Annotated in this window: 15 protein-coding genes; 10 read left to right on the top strand and 5 right to left on the bottom strand. The window is 32.6% G+C overall.

Features of this window, described 5'->3' with window-relative positions; genetic code table 11:
* Positions 1–3: 3 nt before the first annotated feature.
* Positions 4–588 (bottom strand): DUF4199 domain-containing protein, encoded by a 585-nt coding sequence (locus AABL87_RS13100; RefSeq protein ID WP_006258705.1) that lies wholly within the window; start codon positions 586–588, stop codon positions 4–6.
* 871 nt (positions 589–1,459) lie between these two features.
* Here AABL87_RS13100 and AABL87_RS13095 point away from each other — a divergent pair.
* Positions 1,460–1,729 carry a hypothetical protein gene (locus AABL87_RS13095; protein WP_006265916.1) on the top strand — a complete coding sequence of 90 codons (270 nt, stop codon included), beginning with the start codon at positions 1,460–1,462 and terminating at the stop codon, positions 1,727–1,729.
* A gap of 101 nt (positions 1,730–1,830) precedes the next feature.
* Here the strand turns inward: AABL87_RS13095 and AABL87_RS13090 are convergent, their stop codons facing one another.
* Positions 1,831–3,120: a S28 family serine protease gene (locus tag AABL87_RS13090; protein WP_341277473.1), complete on the bottom strand. Its 1,290-nt coding sequence runs from the start codon at positions 3,118–3,120 to the stop codon at positions 1,831–1,833.
* Between the two features lie 121 nt (positions 3,121–3,241).
* Between AABL87_RS13090 and AABL87_RS13085 the strand changes: the two genes are divergently transcribed.
* Both AABL87_RS13085 and AABL87_RS13080 read left to right on the top strand, forming a co-directional pair.
* Positions 3,242–3,658: a DUF695 domain-containing protein gene (locus AABL87_RS13085; RefSeq protein WP_006258702.1), complete on the top strand. Its 417-nt coding sequence runs from the start codon at positions 3,242–3,244 to the stop codon at positions 3,656–3,658.
* A gap of 202 nt (positions 3,659–3,860) precedes the next feature.
* The gene (locus tag AABL87_RS13080; RefSeq protein WP_025125308.1) at positions 3,861–4,112 is read left to right on the top strand and encodes a type B 50S ribosomal protein L31; all 252 of its coding nucleotides are present in this window, start codon (positions 3,861–3,863) and stop codon (positions 4,110–4,112) included.
* A 49-nt stretch (positions 4,113–4,161) separates the two neighbouring features.
* On the opposite strand, the gene AABL87_RS13075 is transcribed toward AABL87_RS13080, so the two are convergent.
* Entirely contained in the window at positions 4,162–4,545 is a 384-nt protein-coding gene (locus AABL87_RS13075) for a hypothetical protein (protein WP_341277472.1), read from the bottom strand.
* Positions 4,546–4,704: 159 nt separating this feature from the next.
* Between AABL87_RS13075 and AABL87_RS13070 the strand changes: the two genes are divergently transcribed.
* Complete coding sequence (locus tag AABL87_RS13070; protein ID WP_006258699.1) at positions 4,705–5,898, top strand: GlmU family protein; 1,194 nt, start codon at positions 4,705–4,707, stop codon at positions 5,896–5,898.
* 40 nt (positions 5,899–5,938) lie between these two features.
* Here AABL87_RS13070 and AABL87_RS13065 read toward each other — a convergent pair whose 3' ends face one another.
* Together AABL87_RS13065 and AABL87_RS13060 are read right to left on the bottom strand one after the other, a co-directional pair.
* Positions 5,939–7,816: a hypothetical protein gene (locus AABL87_RS13065; protein ID WP_016648869.1), complete on the bottom strand. Its 1,878-nt coding sequence runs from the start codon at positions 7,814–7,816 to the stop codon at positions 5,939–5,941.
* Positions 7,817–7,850: 34 nt separating this feature from the next.
* Complete coding sequence (locus AABL87_RS13060) at positions 7,851–8,294, bottom strand: DUF4268 domain-containing protein (RefSeq protein WP_006258697.1); 444 nt, start codon at positions 8,292–8,294, stop codon at positions 7,851–7,853.
* Positions 8,295–8,345: 51 nt separating this feature from the next.
* On the opposite strand from AABL87_RS13060, the gene AABL87_RS13055 reads away from it, so the two are divergent.
* The 6 genes from AABL87_RS13055 (at position 8,346) to AABL87_RS13030 (ending at position 21,042) form a co-directional block, all read left to right on the top strand.
* Positions 8,346–8,987, top strand: a complete 642-nt coding sequence (locus AABL87_RS13055) for an NUDIX hydrolase (protein WP_039328357.1) — start codon at positions 8,346–8,348, stop codon at positions 8,985–8,987.
* 159 nt (positions 8,988–9,146) lie between these two features.
* Entirely contained in the window at positions 9,147–9,974 is an 828-nt protein-coding gene (locus AABL87_RS13050; RefSeq protein WP_006264351.1) for a lysophospholipid acyltransferase family protein, read from the top strand.
* 112 nt (positions 9,975–10,086) lie between these two features.
* Entirely contained in the window at positions 10,087–12,459 is a 2,373-nt protein-coding gene (locus tag AABL87_RS13045) for a tetratricopeptide repeat protein (RefSeq protein WP_341277471.1), read from the top strand.
* Positions 12,460–13,320: 861 nt separating this feature from the next.
* The gene (locus AABL87_RS13040; protein ID WP_341277470.1) at positions 13,321–14,289 is read left to right on the top strand and encodes an AraC family transcriptional regulator; all 969 of its coding nucleotides are present in this window, start codon (positions 13,321–13,323) and stop codon (positions 14,287–14,289) included.
* A 138-nt stretch (positions 14,290–14,427) separates the two neighbouring features.
* Positions 14,428–15,435 carry a helix-turn-helix domain-containing protein gene (locus AABL87_RS13035; protein WP_341277469.1) on the top strand — a complete coding sequence of 336 codons (1,008 nt, stop codon included), beginning with the start codon at positions 14,428–14,430 and terminating at the stop codon, positions 15,433–15,435.
* 654 nt (positions 15,436–16,089) lie between these two features.
* Positions 16,090–21,042, top strand: coding sequence for a hypothetical protein (locus AABL87_RS13030; RefSeq protein ID WP_341277468.1), 4,953 nt, complete (start codon positions 16,090–16,092; stop codon positions 21,040–21,042).
* Positions 21,043–21,056: the final 14 nt, after the last annotated feature.

Here is a 21,056-nt window from a genome sequence, read left to right as displayed (position 1 = left end):
AGATTATTTGTGATCTTTATTAAAATCAGTATCTACATCATGATTAATTTCAGGATGTGGGTTTACGAATTCTGATTTATTTTTAAATATAGCAGCTAATAATATCCCTAGTATTGAATTTCTAAGTACACTACCTGCCCATAAAAACAATTGTGATTTAGGAGCAAATTGGTTGATATTTCTAGCTTTTTCTAATTGTTCATTGATTTGTTCTTGTGGAAGTCCAGACCCGTCTAATGTTTTGATTAACATATCATAAAGAGACTTGCTGATTTCCTCCTTAGCAGAAGGATCCACGATATTAAAAAGAATATTATAAATGATAATATTCGCAGTCACTCCGATGATGACCATCAAGAAGAATGGAGTAAAACCTTCTCTGAATGTAACATATCCTCCTGCTTTTTTACGAGCAAAATAGATAGTCAGTATCCCTAAGATAACCATCACACCCATATTAAAAAAACCAGCGAAAGTATTGGCAAATAGGGCTTTGTCTGTAAAAAATATTACACTGTTAAATAGTGTGTAATAGATGGCTAATATGATTCCGAAAGTAATACCTACTTTGTTTACTGGGTTCTTCATTGGTTATCTATAAATATGATTTACAAATATAATAAAATAACCCTTTTAGAACGGTATGTAATGGGAGTTTGTTAACAGAATGTGCACTAATCATCTTATTTATCTATTCTTTTTATAAAACAGTAAAGTTGTGAAGATGCATAAGGTCTTGTCGTGCTTTCATTTATTGGTTCTTTCTAGACTAGAAGAATATCTTATTGAATAGGTTATAAGCATGTTGAAAATGAGTATGGATAGCGTCTTTTTATCAATGGGAATTAAAATTCATAATCCATTTTTTTTATTTTAATCTAAAATGTAGATGTATACCCCCTTATTGGAGCTATAATCTCTTCTTTTTTTAGCATATTCGGTTCGAAACGCTGTTTTTGACCCTTTTTATAAAAAAATCATTCTATTTTTTTTAGAATGCTAAAAAGAGATATTTACTGCTAATCTCTTTATTTGTAAGGGATAGAGGCTATATTGATACAAATAATGATATGATGTACCTAATATGATACCCCCTTGTAATCCCTTGCGTACACTGGTGTTGGTTCTTATTTGCTCGACAATTCATGGAGAATAAGCCGAGAATGGTGGAGTAGAGAGGTCATTAGTCGAAGAATGATTCTTGTATTGATAGGGGATCTACGACTAATTTAAAAATTTGGGTTCAGTGTGGAGGGAGTTATAGTTTGATTAATTTAATTTTGAGTAAAGGGGCACTTAAATAGAATGAAGTATAGAGGATGTATAGTAGGGGTATAGGTTTGTTTGAAAAGTGTTTTTTTGATGTTTTTTTATATTGTATTTTAGTATGCTATTTTTATATAAAATGTTTATGCAAAAGAATAATATAAAAGGATGTAGAGCGTAAAAATGATGAAGTATGTTAGATTTAATTTCAGAGTATTTTCATACTCTTTTTAGAGAACATCCAGAGTATGGAGGTATAGGACTTGTGTTGATAGGAGGTGTGCTTTTATTCTGTTCTATTAAAGGATATGAGCACATGTATGATCAGACAGGAGGACCTGTGTTTAATATGGCTTGGATACGAAATACATTTGGAATTAAAGTAGCTAAGTTTTTGAATATCTGTTTTTCTATACTCTTTATTTTGATTGGTATAGGATTCTATTTCGCTTATAAAAAATAAAGAAGAGACTTATATAATATTTACCTATAAGGAGTGTTATAGACCAAAAGCGCCTTTCTCTTTTCATTAGAGAAAGGCGCTTTTGGCTTTATTTCTTCAAGTTATTTTAGGGGTTTTAATCCTGTCATTTTTTCTAACGTAGAGAAGAATTGTGTTCTCATCTCAGGAGTCATATTCTTCACACGCGCTTGTCCATGATCTTTTTTAGGAAGTACATAAGCTTTAGAGTTGACCTTAGCACTAGGTACTACCATAGAGGCACTCCATGTATCTGTCTCGCCATATACATAGATAATGTTATTCGCATCATTCTCTAACCATGTTTTTACTTTTTGGATTAGTGCATCGTTAAAGTTGTTGTATGTAGTTCCTTCAGGCATAAAGGTAGCTAACGGGTTAGACGTAAAGCTCACGTATTTCTTGAATGGAGTGATGTCATATCCGTAGTATCCTAGCTGTGTTCCTGACTGATAATAGTGAGATTCGTATCGCTTGATCGTTTGATCACTAAAGAAGTCTATATTACTCACACTAAGGAAGTGTTCTGTTAGTTCATCAATGTTTTTTGTATTTGGGAATGTAGCACATGAGTGACCACTTTGCCAGAATCCGAAGCTGTATTCTAATACTGCGTATTCAAAAGCTTTTTCTAAAGAACCTAAATAGTTAAAAGACAGTCTAGCTCCTTTGGCATACCATTTAAGCTTTTCTAGAATCTGTGTTTTATTTTCAAATAGTTTTACCTGGATATTGTAGATTTTGTCTCTACATGATTTGTCTCCCACATTTGCTAAAAATGGATATATACGAGGCTCTTCTAACGCTTGGTTAAAAGGAGCTACATACGGAATCGCTACATCTACATCATTAGGATAGAAGTATTTATAGTAGATGCTAGTCTGTCCACCTTTGCTAATACCTGTACTGATCCATTTATTGTTTGTATAGATTTCTCTGAATAGTTGGTTGATCTCATGTAAGTCAGCTGTTACTTGTTCCATAGTAAGATACTGCCATGGTTTGCCTTCAGGAATAGACTCTCCGAAGAATCTGTGTTCTATATTTAAGTAGTTACTCTGTAGATAGTTTACCATTTCGCTAGCACGTACATATAGATCATAACCGTTAGTCTCCATAATCATAGGGTGATCAAAATCCTTGTGATAGAAGTGTACCTTTTGATAGAAGTAACCTTTAGAAGGATCTGTGTGATCTACTTGTTGTCTTACTCTAAGTTCATACAATAGATATGAGTCATCTTTAGACTCTAATTGTTTGAATGTTACATTCTTTAAGTTGTACAGGGCCTGTTCTACTTTTTTTTGATCAGGGTGTGCGACTGCCAGCACTGTAATCAATAAGAATACGAGTGTGATTAATTTTTTAAACATAATGTTTTAGTCTTAAATAGGGTTAGTGTTTTCAAAGATAGGATTGTTAAAGCTTCACTAAAATATAAAAATGTTAAAATGCGAAAAATTTTGTATATTTAGTTTCAAAATTAAAAGAGTTATGAGCGATCAAAGTATGAGTATTCGTGTTTTAGAGGTAGGCGGCTTTAAAGCTACTGGAGTGATTAATATGTCTTATGCTAACTTTAGCGACAAGGATAAATATCCTTATGCATTTGTTATAGAATTATCACTTGTAGAGACAGAGCGAGAGTACCCTACATGGGAAGAAAACGAACGATTAGAAGAGATAGAGAATAATATCATAGATATCTTAAGAAGAACTCAGTCAGATATACAATATGTAGGTAAAATGACGCGTAGGGGGGTAAGAGATATCTTTTGTTATTTAGCGAGTGATGATGTAGATGGAGAGGCTATAGGAGGATATTGTGATACTATAGAAGATACTATAGATATACATATAGAGATAGAAGAGGATAAGGATTGGGAGATAGTGTCTAAGCTTATTAGTTGATAACGAATAGGATATTATAAGGGATTGATAAAATCAGTAAATAAAGTAAAATAGTTATTTGATTTTTCAAATTATATTGTACATTTGCAATCTGAAATAAAATACATAAGTATAACTAAAAAGTTATCGGAAGTTTACACCTTTCTTGAAAATAGAAAGCTTCGAAATGGAAGGTAGCTCACAATTTAAAATAGAATTTATCATGAGAAAAGGTATTCACCCAGAAAATTACAGATTAGTAGCATTTAAAGATATGTCAAATGATGACGTATTCATCACAAAATCAACAGTAGAGACTAAAGAAACAATCGAAGTTGACGGAGTAGAATACCCAGTGTACAAAATGGAGATCTCTCGTACATCTCACCCATTCTACACAGGTAAATCTAAACTTATCGATACTGCAGGACGTATTGACAAATTCAAAAACAAATACGCTAAATTTGGTAAATAATTTTAGCTTATCATATACGAAAGCCTCTCAATCACTTGAGAGGCTTTTTTTATAGTTTATATACATCTGATGTGGTGAGATATGCGTCTCTAGAGAGTGTGTATAATACTTGCTTTCCTTTGGTTTGTATAAAGGCAATGACATTATTGTTCTTGATCGGGAAGTGTATGTATAGTTCTTTTCCTTCTTCTATCATCCTGATACCGTAGGTCTCAATACTATTTATAGTGTGATGTTCAAATTCGGTGTAGTTATGTGTGCTGACTTGTCCATCTTCACTGGTGATAGTATATTTTCTTTTTTCGAACGTGATGGTGAAGTGTTTATTGTTTTCATCTGTAGCCTTCCATTCACCTTGATAAGTATCAGAGCCACTACAGCTACTTAATAGTGTACATAGGACGAGACCGAATAATAGCAATAGTTTTTTCATAATATTTTTTATTTTAAAGATAAAGGATTTATTTTGAAGTAGATAGGTTGTGGAGTGAATTTGATATGTATGAATAGAGTATTATTTAATTGATCGTTATCACTGTTTTTTACTGTAGATTCGTTAACTTTAAACCTTTAAAATCTTGAATTATATACTATGAACTATATCTTATTTGATGGAGACGTAAGAACAGCCTTATTGCCGTTTACGTTTACTAGACCAGTAGCAGATATTCGTGTAGGAATATTGACTATCCGCGAAAAATGGGAGAATTACCTGCGTTATACAACTACAACTCTGACAGAGGAATATTTATCTACTAAGTATCCAATGATAGAGGTGGAGAATAATGTTATGATTAATGCAGCTTATCTACCTAATCAAGAGGTGGCTGACTTAATCAAGGAGTTACAGCCTATGCAGGCTGTTATCTATAATGAAGATATAGTGGCGTTCTATACTCAAGATTCTCAAGAGGAAGTGAACTTCGATGACTATGAGTTATTGGTATGTGAGAGTGAATTGATGAAGATAGAGCACAAATGGGATATATTCGAGAAGAACGACGCTGCTATTCGTGCAGATTTTGCTTTAATTACAGAAGATAGAATATCAGAAGACATTCCGAAGAGTGTAAATGTAATCGCTCCAGAGAATGTATTTATAGAAGAAGGAGCTAAGTTAGCATTTGTAACATTAAATGCTTCTACAGGGCCTATCTATATCGGTAAGAATGCTGAGATCATGGAAGGTTCGGTTATTAGAGGGCCATTTGCACTATGTGAAGAAGCACAGGTGAAATTAGCAACTAAGATTTATGGAGCTACTACTGTAGGACCTCACTGTAGAGTAGGTGGAGAAGTAAGTAACTCTGTGATGTTTGGATATTCTAATAAAGGGCATGACGGATTCTTAGGTAACTCAGTACTAGGTGAATGGTGTAATCTAGGTGCAGATACAAATAACTCTAATCTAAAGAATAACTATAGTCCTGTGAAATTATGGAGCTATGAGACTCAATCGTATGAAAATACAGGTTTGCAGTTCTGTGGTTTAATGATGGGAGATCACAGTAAGAGTGGTATTAATACTATGTTCAATACAGGAACTGTAGTGGGGGTGGGATGTAGTATCTTCGGAGGAGGATTCCCTAAGACGTTTTTACCAAGTTTTACTTGGGGAGGAGGAGAGTCTTCTGAAACGTATAAGGTAGAGAAAGCTCTAGAAACGATGAAAATAGTGATGGCTAGACGACATGTAGAATTAACTCCTGTAGATGAGGAAATCATGCATAATGTAGCAGCAGAAACAGAGATTTATAGATTTCAACAATATCTTAAGAGTAGATAAAATAATCCCCAAAGTAGACTAACTGCTTTGGGGATTTTTATTAATAATACGATACGGTACGAGGCCTATCGTAGTTAAAGTCTGGTAGATTCATATTGTACTGTCTAGAGTTAGCTCTGATGACACTAGACCCTGTGTCAGGCATAGTAGGGTAGAAAACAAGAGAGAGTGCTACTTTACTAAAAACGAGATAATCATTATAAGCTACAAGTCCAATGCTGAATCTAGAATAGAATTTAGAATCAAATAAGTTTTCGCTCTTATTCGTAATAAAGGCACCTTCGAAACTGAAATAAGGGTTAAAACGGAATCCTTTCCACTCATAAGGTGCGTAAGACTGCCATTGGTAAGCGAAGGCTAGACGTTTTGATCCTGTTACTTTCTGGGCACGTATTCCTTGGATTACATTATCTAATCTAAGTTCATCTCCGATGTGATCATAACGATTATATCCATAGATAAATTGAGGAGTAAAGAAGTGTCTAAAACGCCAGTTACCCATAATAAATAGCTTAGTGAAATAGGTTCCTTCTAATCGTAAAGCCCCTTGTTCTGAATCACTGCCATAGAAGTAACTTCCCCATTCGACATTGCCGGAGAAATAGCCAAGTCTAGTATATCCTCCCATTGCTAGTTTAGCTCCATAGTAGGCTCTTCGCTTGCCATACTGATCTCTCATACCTCCAGTCAGTGCGAATACTTTACCGACTTGGACGTCTTCAATAATATTATAGTTAAAAATGTATTGATCTTGGACGTAGTTGATGGAGCTTAAACTAACAGAAGCTAAATAGGTACTCTGGTCTCTATAGAATCCATATGGATCATATTGCTCTTGTGGGCTCTCTGTGTAATTTTGTTTTATATATCGCAATGAGGTTCTAAGATTGGTAATAACAGGTTTGTCCTTATAGCTTTTAAACAAAGGAATAGAATATCCTGCCCACGTATCTACTGTATTATACTTGCGTGATTCGTAACTGTAATTATTATTAATATCAGGTAGAGAATCTCTTCTAAAATGCTGAGATAAGGTCACACCTCCTGCCCATTTAGCATAAGGAGAGTAAAAAGGTCTGTCTACCACAATACCTTTTACATAGTCTCCCCAAACTTGTTTATTATATAGTAGATTAGCTCTTATGAAGGTATTCTGAATATTGTTAACCGTATAATCGAAGTATACTCCTTGTTTTTTTTCTTTGTATCTATTCGTATACTGAAGAATCACGTCATGTCCTAGACCAGCGAAATTTCTGTCTCTTAGTTTAATTCTATATGATGAGGTAGATATAGAGCCAGTCGGGTATATACTCCAAGAGTCTAACTCTCTTATAAGGACATCTACAGAATCTGGATGTGATGTAGGAATAGGGTACATTGTTACTTTTCTCACAAAGCTCTGGGTACGCAAAAGACGCTCACTTTCTTTAATCTTTAAAGAGTCGAAACGCTCTCCTTCTTTGAAGATTAGAAAGTTCTTGATGGTAAAGCTTTTTGTTTTGAAGTGGAGCTTATTTCCTATTTCCTCTACTTTGTTTTTAGGTGTCTTTAGAGAGTCTGTATCAGAAAACCCAAAAGGGTCTAATGTCTTGATATAGATATTGCGTATAACTTTTCCTTCGCCTAATTCTAGATGTTGGTTTGTTTTTATTTCGGGAGCATTCGCTATAAGTTTCTTATTATTCTTATAAACAAGTTTGTTGAAAAAACGTCCTACTTTTGTTTTTTTACTTTTTTGTTCGAAGTTTTTAAAGATTCGAGTGGTGTCTCTCTCTATTAACTTAGGTGCTTCATGTTCAGAGTAATGCACCTTAACATAAGACAAAGAATCTTTCTGATAAGGTTGTTTTTCTTGTGCATTACTAGCTGTAAAGCATAGTGTAAATAAGATAATAAAAAAGCTTAGATAACGCATTCTTGTTTAGAAACTTAGATGTATAACGCTAAAATTACGTGTTTATTTCTAAATCTCTTATATAATCTTCGTGTTCGTAGAAAAATAATTCAAAAAGGTTCATTTTATCATTAAAGAAATCATAGATCTCATTCCAGGTTTTTCTGTTATTGATACAAACATTAGGTTGTTCTATCCAAATACGGCTGATTAATTTACCGTTTTCTAGGTAGAAGTTTCTTTCAAAAATAGCTTCAGGAAGATATTCTTCAAGTAAGATTGTTTTTAGAGATTCAATCTTTTCGAAATAGATTTTTCTTTTTTCTTCGTCTTTGTGTTCTATGTCTAATAAAACTTGTGCTTTTTTGTTATCAGCGTAGAATTTAAAAGAGAAATCTTTAATCTTAGTATTGTGTAATAACCATTTGCGAGGATATTCATCTGCAAAAGTTATCCAGAATTCTTTTTTTATTCGTTGTGCTTCTTCTTTGCTAAACATAGATAATAAAATTGTAATTTTAGTAGTTGTAATTTATACGTGTACAAAAATATGACTTTTGATTCTCTTTTACATAGAATACCTGAAATTAAAAGTGTTAATCTACTAGGAGTAGAAGCACAGCAACTGATGGTGCCTGAAGAAAGGCGTCCTTACTTAGCTGTAGATGATTTCATTAAGAAGGATCCGAGATACTCTGCTGTGATGATGCTTTTATACCCTAAAGGAGAGGATACATCTATCTTATTAATCGAAAGAGCTAGCTGTGGTGGAGTGCATTCAGGACAAATAGGATTCCCAGGAGGGAAGTATGAGGAAGAAGACTTGTCATTAGAGAGGACAGCGCTAAGAGAAACGGATGAAGAAATAGGAGTGTCTCCTAGTAAAATACAAGTGCTAAAAGCGTTTACAAGGGTGTATATACCTCCTAGTAATTTTATAGTACAACCTTATTTAGGGGTGATAGACCATACTCCTAAAATGACATTAAGTGTAGATGAGGTGGCTAGTGTGATAGAGATGCCACTCAAGACTCTGTTAGACGACAGTATTGTCAAAGAGGTAGGGCTACAGACTAGTTATGCTAAGTTTATAGATGTGCCTGCGTATGTATACAATGATTTTACGATTTGGGGAGCTACAGCGATGATGTTAAGTGAGTTAAAGGAGACGATTAAGCAGGTATATAAGTAGGTTATAAAAAAATATTGATTCTTTATCTATTCTGTTTTTCAGTATATTAGTGTTTATTTAATACTATTTAGTATTTAGAAGTATGACTTATTTCATTTAATTAACAAAGTAGAGGAGTAAAAGTTGTAATTTTGTAGTTCGAACCAATGTGTGTGAATTATGGGATTGTTTAAAAGAAATCCATTTGGTCATATTTTATTTTTAAAGAAGTGGATAATTAGAGTTTTTGGATTTGCAACGCATCAGCGTTTCCGTGGCTTTAATAGCTTACAAATAGAAGGCTCTGAAGTGCTTAGGCAATTGCCAGATAGGCATGTATTATTTATTTCGAATCACCAAACTTACTTTGCTGATGTGGTAGCAATGTACCATGTATTTAATGCAAGTCTTAAAGGACGTGAAGATTCTATCAAGAATATATTTTATATCTGGAAGCCAAAGTTAAATCTGTATTATGTAGCTGCGTCTGAAACAATGAAGGCTGGATGGCTACCGCGTATATTAGCTTATGTAGGGGCTGTAACAGTAGATAGAACTTGGAGAAGCCAGGGAAAAGAGTTAGAAGAAAAGAGAGAAGTAAATCAAGATCAGGTAGAGAATATTAAAGTAGCTCTAGATGATGGATGGGTAATCACTTTCCCTCAGGGAACGACTAAGTCTTTTAAACCTATTAGAAAAGGAACTGCTCATATCATTAAGAATTATAAGCCTATTGTAGTGCCTATTGTTATCGATGGATTTAGAAGATCTTTTGATAAAAAAGGATTACACCTTAAGAAAAAAGGAATTCTACAGTCTATGGTGATTAAGGAGCCTTTAGATATCGACTACGAGAATGATACTATAGAGCAAATCGTAGAAAAAGTAGAGATGGCGATAGAGCAACACCCTTCTTTCTTAAAAGTGATTCCAGAAGAATTTATAGAAGAGGAGAAGGTATTAAATGAAAAAAGAACTTATAGATATTATAAAAAAGACGAACGATAGTTCGTCTTTTTTTGTTTAGGGTTTAGGGTAAAATGTTTAGGCGTCTTTTTAGGGAATAGGTTAAAGTATTATCTTTATCGTTTATTTATACAAAAAAGGAAAGATGTGCTTTATGGAGCAAAAAGATAAACGATTAGACGAAATAAAAGAATTATATGATCAGTTGGTGATGGGAGATGATTTGTCTAATGCCAATGAAGAGCAAAAAATAGAATTATATCATAAGAATCAGGAGGTATCCGAACAAATATTGTCTATTATAGAAGAAATCTTAAGGGAAGATGCTTTAAATAAAGAAGCTCTTTTCTGGAAGATACGCATCTATAATGGCCCCTATTACGACGATGTGTCTGTGATGATGTCTACAGCGCAAGAGATTATTGAGCGACTACCTACTGATAAAAAAGCTGTGTTTAGTGCTTTTGATTGGTTGTCTTGGATCTATGAGACAAAATTAGAACTTAAAGAGAAATCAATTGAAGTACTACATGATAAGTTAATCGAAATATCGTTATTAAAAGACGATTATAGTCTGCAAGATAAAGAGTTCGGAGAGACTTATTATATGATAGCTTATCTGTATCGTGAGTTAGAAGATTATAGTACAGCAGTATCTTTTTATAAATTAGCTTATGATCACTTCCCAGATCACTATTATGCTACTTATCAAGGAGGACGATTATTTCTAGAAAGAGGGGAGTATAATGAGGCTTATGAACTATTAAACTCTTTCTATATCTTTCATGGAAATGAGTATAGTGTCAATTTTGGAAAAGAAATAGAAGAACTGTATAAAGCAGGTAAATTAGAGGGGTATTGGAATTTAATCTCTTTATTATATCATATCGGTATTGATTATCCTGAAGAATTCGGAGCGAAGAATACACGTGAATATGGAATGAGGTTCGCTGATATAATAGAGGAAGAGTTAAAAACTAACCCTGAGAATGAAATAGTACTTCGTATGAAAATACGTTACTATCTCGTAGTAGAAAAAAATTCAAAGAAGGCTTTCGAAACTTTAGGTAAGTATTATTCAGTGGTAAAGGAAGTGACTAGTTCTCTATTTTTTACTTATTATGAATTAGCAGAGAAATTTGGTGTGTCAATAGAGGATTATCCTATTCGATGTGATAGTTTTTATGGGTACAACTTGATGACTCGTTTTCTAGAAAAAGCAGGAGAACTAAAAGGAGAAGATAATGAAAGGGCATTAAAGTACTATGAACAGGCAAAAGAAATAGGAGGATTAGTCATCCCTCAACTGGATGCTTATTTTGATAGAGGAGAAGGCCCAAAGGTGAATAATAATAGTCATGGCTATGCAATGCTGTGTAATAATCTGGGAATAGCGATCAGAAACGTATCTAAATTAAAGGAAGATACTTATGAGACTGATGACTGTAGATATGCCTTAACACTCCATAAAAAAGGATATGAACTGTCTCCATTTATAGAGAACTTAGATAATGGTTTGTTTTTAGCAGAAACATTAGAAGAGTTTAGAGAAGTGGAGTATTTCTCTCAAGAACTATTAACGTATCACGATGAGTTTAGCAGTGAGTGGATGTCTGTTCAAGGACGTATTCTAAAGAATCATATTAATGCTAATCAATATGAGGAGGCAGAGTTGTTTTATTACAGCTTAAAAGAGCGATTTGAACAAAAAGAAATAGAGGATGAAGACATTGTATCAGAGATGATCTATATGGCAGCAGACTTCTTTACTTATGTGAGATATAAGAAGCACGATTTTTATAAAACTATTGAATTAACAGAAGAGTTCTTCAGTAACCCTATGTATTTTGATTTAGTAGATGAGGTAGCGAAGGTTAATTATTGGTTTAGTTTAGCTTGGTCTTATCATGGATTAAATGATAGAAATAATGCAAGTAAGTATTTTGATATGATAGTCGATGCTTTTGATGGACATGGGCGCTATCAGAGTACAGTAGATGAAATTCCTCAAGAATACAAGTTACCTAGTGAGGAACGTGAAGCTGTTAATCGATTATGGCATTTGGCACAAGTAGAGGTTAATGTTACACAGAATTATTCTTTAATGGACCATACAGCGAATATTAAGTATTTGACTGATATCGTTGATTATGTACAACAGGGGCAAGAGACACCTGCTGAATATTGGGTAAGTGAAGAATACCATTTAAAAGTATGTCCTAGGAATTTAAGAGAAAATACTAAGGAGGTTATTTATGATACATCATTAGATTTTTATTTTAAAGAAGGAAATTATACTATTCGTTTTAATATAGATGAACGCGAAGAGAAAGTAAGGAAGCTATTAGGGTTAATCTCAAAAAAGATTTGGGCAAAAGAAGTTTATACTTATTATTACTTCTATGAAGATGATGAAGAGACTTCTAATGATTATGAAGTCTATGGTGGAGGGAAACACCCTGATTTAGATAAGGTCGCTCAACAATTATGGAATACTTGGGTGGAAAAAATTAAAACAGTAAAATAAGAAAGGTACCTAGTAAGGTACTAAATAAGTTAAAACGACGTATCAGTACGATGTTCTAATAAAATGAAACATGAACAGTCATGTATAGTTAATATAGCTATATATGGCTGTTTTTTTTGTTTCATTAAATGTGAAGAAATAGGTTAAAAGGAAGCATAAATAAAGTATTTTAAAAAGAATATGTTTTTTATGACTATTATGTTTTTTACTTGTTTTTGGTTGTTTTTATGATGGTAAGTTTGTTTTTGAGGTTAAAAAATATGGAGTAATGATTATTTTTTATATTTATGTGTGTTGTGTTGTGTGACCATATGCGAAATATTCTTGTTTCATGTTTTTAGATATGTGACTTTTTAGATGTCTTGTTGTCTTATTTACAGAAGTTAACCATTCATTTTTGTGTAAAGTATACTTATAAGGTATATAATATATCTAAAAAATAAAGTATGATATATATCATGTAACAAAAATAGGAGCTTGAATTACCTAATAATCGGATTTTGCGATAATATTTTTAGTAATATTTACAAAATAAGGGTAATTTAGTTTATTATTTTCTTTACTTAAACATGAATGGTAAATAAAGTTTAATAATTTATTGTGTAATGGTTGTTTTTTGTTCGTCATTTTAAGTTTATATATATGATTTTCACAAAACTGATCTTGCATTGTTAAAAAATGTTTTTAAGTAAGAAATAAGTAATAAATTTGCACTGCTTTAGAGAAAAATATGAATATGCGAATATTTATATTTAAGTCCCCACTTATCTAGGCATGTACCACATATTGTATCAATATGTGGCGTATGATCTTGTGCGTTGAGGGCAGCTTCCAAAGCATTGCATTAACACCATCTAACGCATGAAATTTTTGAGTAATCCTTATAACGCAAAAAGTGATAAAGCTATCTTCGAAACGATAGTGCAGCTAACTATTGTATTAGTGGCTTTGCAGTTTTTATTATCGCTAATCAATATTAATATTACGTTTGGATACTTCATCCTACCTATCATATATGTTATGATAAAATATGACCGTACAGAGGTCAATATCTTTAATAAATTACAATTACATTTTGTAGGTACTTTAGGAGTACTATTATTAGCTTTTAGTGAAATGACAATGCTATATGAGATTGTTAACCTACTTTTTTTGGCAGGATATCTATTTGCTATTTGTAAAAATATAAACTCAGTACACGCAAAGAACTTAAGTTATAAGGCATTTAACTTTATTAGCTTTTTTAGTTTTTATGCTGTTGCTGGTACTGTAATTTGTTTTTTCTATTTCCTAATGGATTTATTTGATAAGAGCTATGGAGTAACAAGTTCTTTCTTATTTGGTGGAATAGATTTCTTTGCTATTTTGTTTTCGACACTTACTTTGATTGTTAGTCGTTCAGAAGAAACTGTTGAAAATGAAATTAAGGAGGTAACAAATAAAATTATAGATGCTCCAGTGTTGAATGTTGTTGTTACTGATGCATTAGAGAAAGAAATGAGTGGTCAAGTAGAGAGCATTATTCAATACTTTGAAAACTCAGAAGAGTATTTGGATACTAATTTCTCTTTAGATCATTTGGCTAAAGAAGTTGAGATGAGTAAACATCACTTGTCAGAAGTTATCAATCACGATATGAATACTAGTTTCTATCAGTTGTTAGCAAAGTATAGAATAAACCATGCGAAATTTTTAATAGAAAAGAAACAGAACTTGACTATTGAAGCAATAGTAGATGAGTGCGGATTCAGTAGTAAGTCAACTTTTAATAAATATTTTAAATATTTCGTTGGTCAGACACCATCAGGTTATAGAAGTTTGGTAGCGTAAGGATAAGTTATGGAAGAATATTTATACATACTTATTTTATCAGCAGCAATCGTTTTCGCATGTATATCTTACTTTATAAATAATAGATTAGTTAGTAAAAGAAGTTCTCAGAGAATTTTAAATTGGTTTTTACTATTTATGATTCTTCATTGTACAGTAACTATTCTAGTGCGATTCTTTTTTGAAGAAGAAACATTTGTTTATTTAGGGATGCCGTTTGGAATATTTTATGCACCATATTTTTACTGTTGTTTTAAAACGTTTGTAAAAGAGGTTAAAGAAAATGCTGATACAGGTAAAAGTGCGATAGTATTTTTTAAAGATGACTATATTCACTTTGTACCAGGTGTTCTTTTTTTTATTGGATATATCATTACCTTATTTAATTTAGGCAGTGTTGATGTAGAATTTTTGATTTACTACTATTTAGTTAATTATGTAGTATTAGGAAGTCAGCTAATTCTTTATGCCATTTTTGGTTATTTAGCAGTCAGTAAGTTAAATATATCTAATTCTGTACGCTTATTAGTATTGCGTGTTATTTGGATTATGGTTTTTGTGGGAATTGTTTCAATAGGATTAGTATTGTACAATGCAATTCCTAATAATGATGGTAATGTATTATATCTAGGGGTGCTGTGTTTAGCAATGACTATTTTTTTCTATTATGTAGAAAAATTGAAAAGCGAGGAGGTTTATATTAACCAAAGGGAAGAGGAGAAGTCTGGAGATATAGTTGATGTAGAGCTAAACAAGTATGAGAAATCTAAGTTTGCAAATGAATTTGTAGATGAGTATAAAGAGAAAATAGAAAAAGTAATTCTTAAAGATCAATTGTTTTTAAAAACAAATTGTTCGTTGGATTTAGTAGAGAAACTAACACGTATACAGAGACATCATCTGTCACAGTTCTTCTCTACTGAATACGGTAAGAATTTTAATACTTATATCAATGAGTTGCGAGTAGAATACGCTAAAGAGACATTGAAAGCTAGAGAATACAATGTTTCTGTTAGTGAACTAGGTGAAGAATGCGGGTTTAACTCAAGAACATCTTTCTTTAGAGCATTTAAAAAATATGTGGGAGTATCTCCTTCAGAGTATATTGAGAATCAACAAGTCAGAACGACAAACAACAATAATTAATTACCTCGATTTTACATAGCCAGTGTAGAATCAATCGCTACAAAAAAGTCACAACGTTTCGCCAATGTTGTGACTTTTTTTTGTTTTAAGCAGATCTGTTTTGTTCTATAGAATGATATTCTACTTTCTATTTTGTGTGCTAAGAGTGGTGAAATAGTGTCATGATATCATAAAATGTAAGTGGGATTTGTGTTCTTTTTTGATAAATATTAAGGGGTATTCTAGTTGTGAAATTTACTTTTTTTATTGTAGTATTTATGATTCAAAAAGCTGTTTTTGTTGTTTCAAAAACGCTTTTTATAGGTGTTTTTCTATTTCTTTTTAATATAGCTGTGTTTTTTGGAGATAAATAAAAAAGTGTTTTGTAAGTATCTGTTAGCGTGGTGTTAATGGTTTTTTGTTTCATGTTTCATTTTGTTGGTACGTCTTTCGAGCTAATGTTTTGGAACATTTTATCTCTTCTTTTAAGAGAAATTTGTAGCATAAATAATGCGCGTATAGAATTAAGGTGTATGCGTGTAAAATGATGCTAATAAAAACAAAACTAGGCATTGTTAATAATTTAATTATAAAAGACTACTTGATCTAAGATTCATTTGACTAGAACTTTCTTCAGTAGCATTTTTTTAAAATAAGATATTAATCATTATTGTTATGAAAAAAAGATTACTTCCTGTTGCACTTTTATTAGGAACTTTTGCTACTAATGCCCAAGTAGGTATTGGTACAGCAACACCTAATAAATCTGCAGAATTATTAATCGAGTCAAGTAATAGGGGTTTATTGATTCCTAATGTTGCATTAACTAGTGCTACTGACAGAACAACTATCACAAATGGTAATGTTCAAAGCTTGATGGTTTATGCTACAAAAATTTCTGAGAAGAAAGATATTACTCCAGGGTACTACTATTGGGATATCAATAAGTGGGTGCGTTTAACAGCGGATAAAGATATACCTGAGATTGTAGTGAATAATTTCCAAGAGATTGTAAATAAAGATGGTGATAAAGTACAGAATATCATCAAAAATATAGTTAAGAATACAGAAGGTAATGTTATCTATGAAGGTGATAAGTTTTATACGTTCACTAAAGATGGTGACAAAGTTGTAAAACAAGAGATAAAAGATAAATTGACTTCTATCGTGTATGATGAAGTTACTGGAGACTATATTTATTACAATGAGAATGCTGTAGATCGCAATGGCAAAATCATTGGTGAAGGTATTCGCATTAAAGTAAAAGAGACAGTTATCAATAAGTTTGGTGATATTATCAATAATAAAACTGTTCAAGATTATATCACTAATTATTTAGATGGAACTTATGTAGGTGGTAATGTTTATTATGAAGGTGATAAGCTTACTTATGTAACTAAAGAAGGAGAAAGAAAAGAGGTTTCTATTAATCAAGTTATTACTGCTAATGAAAGTAAGACTGCTATTATCACTGTAAATAAAAAGCAATATTACGTTTCTGAAGAGTATCTAGTAGCTAATAAAGGTGTAGTGCCAACTACAGTAGATGCAGCTAATTTACCAAAAGGAATCTATGCTATTGACGTTGTTGGTGGTGTTGTAAATAACTTAGAAGAGATAGTAAATAAAGGACCTGTTACTGTTGATGGGCGCACATTCAAAACAGTGAATGATTATATTACTTATTTAACAGAGTCTAAAGGTGGATTTACTAAAATTGTTTATGATCAGTCTACAGGGGATGTTATATTCCAAGAATGGGATGAAACTACTCAAAAATATGTGAATGTAGATAACTCTAAGTTTAGTACTATCGTTAAAGGTAATGAGACTTTGACTACATTGTTAGATAAAGGAGATGGTACTTTAGAGTATACTGATGAGAAAGGGAAGACAGTATCATTTGATAGCAATAAAACAACTGTTGAAACACAGAATGGTGTTTATACATTCAAAGATGGTAAAGGTGAAGTGATTACTACTATTGATACCAATGCTAAAGCTATAGGGTATGATAATACTGATTCAGGATTGAGTTCTAAAGATGTACAAAGTGCTATCGATGAAATCGTGAAATCTTTAGGATCTGGTGCAGATGTGTCTATTAAAGATAATAATAACGGAAGTTTCTCAGTAGTATCAAAAGATGGTACTGTATTAGGAACAGTTAATAAAGCAGGATTAATAGATAACACTAATGGTACTTATACATTTACTAATGGTAATGGTAAAGATGTTACTATTGATGTTCCACAATCTGTAATTAACCAGTTTGATAAAATTATCAATGGAGGACCGATTACAGTTAATGGAAATACATATACTACAGTAGAGGAGTATTTAAAAGATTTTGTTGAGAAGAACGAAACTGTAACTACGCTAAAAAACAATAATAATGGTACCTATACTTACACAAGTGAGAATGGAACAGAAACTATTATTGATATTCCATCAAGTGTAGTTAAGCAATTTGAAACTATTGTTAAACAACCTGTAACAGTTGATGGACGTGCATTCACTAATGTTGATGAATATATTAAATATGTAACTGAAACAAAAGGTGGGTTTACTAAGATTGTTTATGATCAGTCTACTGGGGATGTTATATTCCAAGAATGGAATGAGGATAAGAAAGAATGGGTTAATGTAGACAACTCTAAGTTTAGCACTATCGTTAAAGAAAATGAGACTGTTACTACATTAGTTGAAAATGCAGATGGTACTTATACTTACTATAATGAGAAACAAATAGGTGCAGATGGACAACCATTAACAGGTGAGACAGGAGTAACTATTGATCCAAAAGAAGTATCTGTTGCTTTGAATACCACAAAGAATGTGTATGAGTTCAAAAACTCAAAGGGTGATGTAGTTGGTGAAATTGATGCGAATGCTGGTGGTATTGTATATAATGACAATTCAACTCAGTTAGGAGCAACAAATGTTCAAGGAGCGATAGAGAAATTATTAGAAAAAATTACTACAGTAGAAGGTACTAGTGGTGATTTAGTGGTATCAGGTGGTCTTGAATTTATTGCTAAAACAACTGGAGTTAAAGCATTATTAGCAGATGCTAATATCCAAGTAGCAAATAAAGGAATCTCTACTGAGAAATTAGACGATAAAGCAGTTACTAACGAAAAGTTAGATGATAAGTCAGTATCAGCGGATAAGATGACTTCTTTTACTTCAGAAAATGGAACTACTAATCCTGTAGCTGAAGGACAAATCCCTGTTGCTGATGGAAAAGGAGGAGTTACTTATAAAGAAATCTCAGGTGAGACTCTTAAAGGTAAAGCACTTACTTCAGGTTCTATCTCAGTATTTGGTGGAGAAAAAGCTCTTTTAGATGGAACTGTTATCGAAGTTCTAGGTGGAGAGAAAGATGGTCAAGTGTTAGTTACAAAAACAAAAGAAATAGTTGTTGGTAAAAATGCTGACGGTACAGATAAGAAAGAAACTCATAAAGTTACTGAATGGGTAGATCCTAAAGAATTTGTGTCAGGTACTGTAAATGCTAAGAATGGTATTACAGTTGTAAATAACGCAACAGATGGTAGTAGTGAGTTTAAATTAGGAGGTTACTTAACAGAACCAACTGTTATCGATACTAAAGAGAATTCGTTAGCTATTGCTAATATGGATTCAGTAGAGAAAGGAAAAGTATTAGAGAACAATCTAGTTATCGCTGATGCTAATGGTGTGTTAAAACAAACTTCTGCTAAGAACCTGATTGAGGATGCTATCACAGATGGTAAACTTGAAGCTAAGGACTTAACTTCTCAATCTATTATCGTTAAAGGAGGAGATAATTCTTTATTAAAAGATACTAATCTTGAGATTAAAGGAGGTACATCTGAAGGACAGGTATTAGTATCTACACCACAACTTGATGATAACGGACAACCTGTAGTTGATGAGAACAATAAGCCAGTTTATATCACTAAATGGGTAAATGCTGATAAAGTAGGTGTAGAGGTTACTAATGGTATTCAAAAGATTACTGGTGATGATGGAACTACTAAATTAGGTCTAGGAGGTGCTTTAACAGAGCCTAAAACTAGTATTACAACTACAGATAAAAATGTTTTGGCTATAGAAGGATTAGCTAATGTTGATAAACCTGTAACTGATAATAATATTGTTATCGCAGATAATGATGGTGTGTTAAAACAAACTTCTGCTAAGAACTTGATTGAAGATGCTATTGAGAAAGGTACAGAGGATACAGATCCATTAAAAGCTAAAACATTAAAAGGAGATGGAATTACGGTAACTGCTGGTGCTGTTGTTGGAACATCTCTAGAAGTTACTAACTCTTTATTAAAAGATGTGACTTTAGGTATTGCTGATGATGCGATTACAACTAATAAAATTAACAATGGTGCAGTAACACAAGATAAGTTATATGCAGGAACTAAAGATGCTGATGGAAATGGTACTCCTGCAGCAGAAGGAACTGTGCCGGTAGCAAATGCAAATGGGACAGTAACTTACCAACAAGTATCTGGTGAGACACTTAAAGGTAAGGCACTTACTTCAGGTTCTATCTCAGTATTTGGTGGAGAAAAAGCTCTTTTAGATGGGACTGTTATAGAAGTTCTAGGAGGAGAGAAAGATGGTCAAGTGTTAGTTACAAAAACAAAAGAAATAGTTATTGGTAAAAATGCTGACGGTACAGATAAGAAAGAAACTCATAAAGTTACAGAATGGGTAGATCCTAAAGAATTTGTGTCAGGAACTGTAACTGCAAAGAATGGTATTAATGTAGTAAATGATAAAGACGGTAATAGTGAGTTCAAATTAGGAGGTGCTTTAACAGAAGCAACTGTTATCGATACGAAAGAGAATACGTTAGCAATTGCTAATATGGATTCAGTAGAGAAAGGTAAAGTATTAGAAAATAATCTAGTTATTGCTGATACTAATGGTGTGTTAAAACAAACTTCTGCTAAGAACTTGATTGAAGATGCTATTACAGATGGTAAACTTGAAGCAAAACAATTAAAAGGAGCTGGAATTACGGTAACAGCTGGGGTTGAAGAAGGTACTGATACTTCAGTAGCTAGTTCTCTATTAAAAGATGTGACTTTAGGTATTGCTGATAAAGCAATAACAGCAGGTAAATTAGATGCTGGAACCAGTACATCAGATGCTCCTAGAGTTGGTATTGCTGATAAAGATGGAGATGTAATCTACCAAGATTTAGAGACGCAGGTTCAAAACACTCAAAAGACAGTTGTTTTAGAAAATGGTACAAATACAACTGTTTCTAGTCGAGTAGATGTAGCTAAACCAAATGAAACTATCTGGAAAGTAGATGTTGCAAATGCTGTTAAAACGGTTACTTCGGCAACATCTTTAGTAGCAGAAGATGCTATAATCCTAGTAGATGCTAATGCAGCTACAACAGATGGGATAGTTATTACTCTGCCAACTGCAAGTGAAGAAAATAGAGGAAAAAAATACACTATTAAAAAACTTGACAAGAATGAAGACGGTTATGTAGTTATTGAAGGAAACGTAGCAGGAGTAGAAAGAGGTAAAAAGCTAGAAACAGGCTTACCTTACTCTGGATGGGACCTAGTATCTGATGGTACTCAATGGCAAATCGTTAACAAATTTTAATCACCTTACTTAAT

The organism is Myroides sp. C4067 (genome assembly GCF_038039665.1).
In the GTDB taxonomy this organism is placed as follows: Bacteria; Bacteroidota; Bacteroidia; order Flavobacteriales; family Flavobacteriaceae; genus Flavobacterium; species Flavobacterium odoratimimum.
This window is presented reverse-complemented; position numbering and strand designations above follow the sequence as displayed.

What these genes read in the sequence shown, in the direction of transcription:
- AABL87_RS13060 (WP_006258697.1), bottom strand. Translation starts at nt 8,294, where the DNA reads ATGTTTAGCAAAGAAGAAGCACAACGAATAAAAAAAGAATTCTGGATA.
- AABL87_RS13095 (WP_006265916.1), top strand. Translation starts at nt 1,460, where the DNA reads ATGTTAGATTTAATTTCAGAGTATTTTCATACTCTTTTTAGAGAACAT.
- AABL87_RS13100 (WP_006258705.1), bottom strand. Translation starts at nt 588, where the DNA reads ATGAAGAACCCAGTAAACAAAGTAGGTATTACTTTCGGAATCATATTA.
- AABL87_RS13040 (WP_341277470.1), top strand. Translation starts at nt 13,321, where the DNA reads ATGAAATTTTTGAGTAATCCTTATAACGCAAAAAGTGATAAAGCTATC.
- AABL87_RS13050 (WP_006264351.1), top strand. Translation starts at nt 9,147, where the DNA reads ATGGGATTGTTTAAAAGAAATCCATTTGGTCATATTTTATTTTTAAAG.
- AABL87_RS13045 (WP_341277471.1), top strand. Translation starts at nt 10,087, where the DNA reads ATGGAGCAAAAAGATAAACGATTAGACGAAATAAAAGAATTATATGAT.
- AABL87_RS13065 (WP_016648869.1), bottom strand. Translation starts at nt 7,816, where the DNA reads ATGCGTTATCTAAGCTTTTTTATTATCTTATTTACACTATGCTTTACA.
- AABL87_RS13055 (WP_039328357.1), top strand. Translation starts at nt 8,346, where the DNA reads ATGACTTTTGATTCTCTTTTACATAGAATACCTGAAATTAAAAGTGTT.
- AABL87_RS13090 (WP_341277473.1), bottom strand. Translation starts at nt 3,120, where the DNA reads ATGTTTAAAAAATTAATCACACTCGTATTCTTATTGATTACAGTGCTG.
- AABL87_RS13080 (WP_025125308.1), top strand. Translation starts at nt 3,861, where the DNA reads ATGAGAAAAGGTATTCACCCAGAAAATTACAGATTAGTAGCATTTAAA.
- AABL87_RS13035 (WP_341277469.1), top strand. Translation starts at nt 14,428, where the DNA reads ATGATTCTTCATTGTACAGTAACTATTCTAGTGCGATTCTTTTTTGAA.
- AABL87_RS13030 (WP_341277468.1), top strand. Translation starts at nt 16,090, where the DNA reads ATGAAAAAAAGATTACTTCCTGTTGCACTTTTATTAGGAACTTTTGCT.
- AABL87_RS13070 (WP_006258699.1), top strand. Translation starts at nt 4,705, where the DNA reads ATGAACTATATCTTATTTGATGGAGACGTAAGAACAGCCTTATTGCCG.
- AABL87_RS13085 (WP_006258702.1), top strand. Translation starts at nt 3,242, where the DNA reads ATGAGCGATCAAAGTATGAGTATTCGTGTTTTAGAGGTAGGCGGCTTT.
- AABL87_RS13075 (WP_341277472.1), bottom strand. Translation starts at nt 4,545, where the DNA reads ATGAAAAAACTATTGCTATTATTCGGTCTCGTCCTATGTACACTATTA.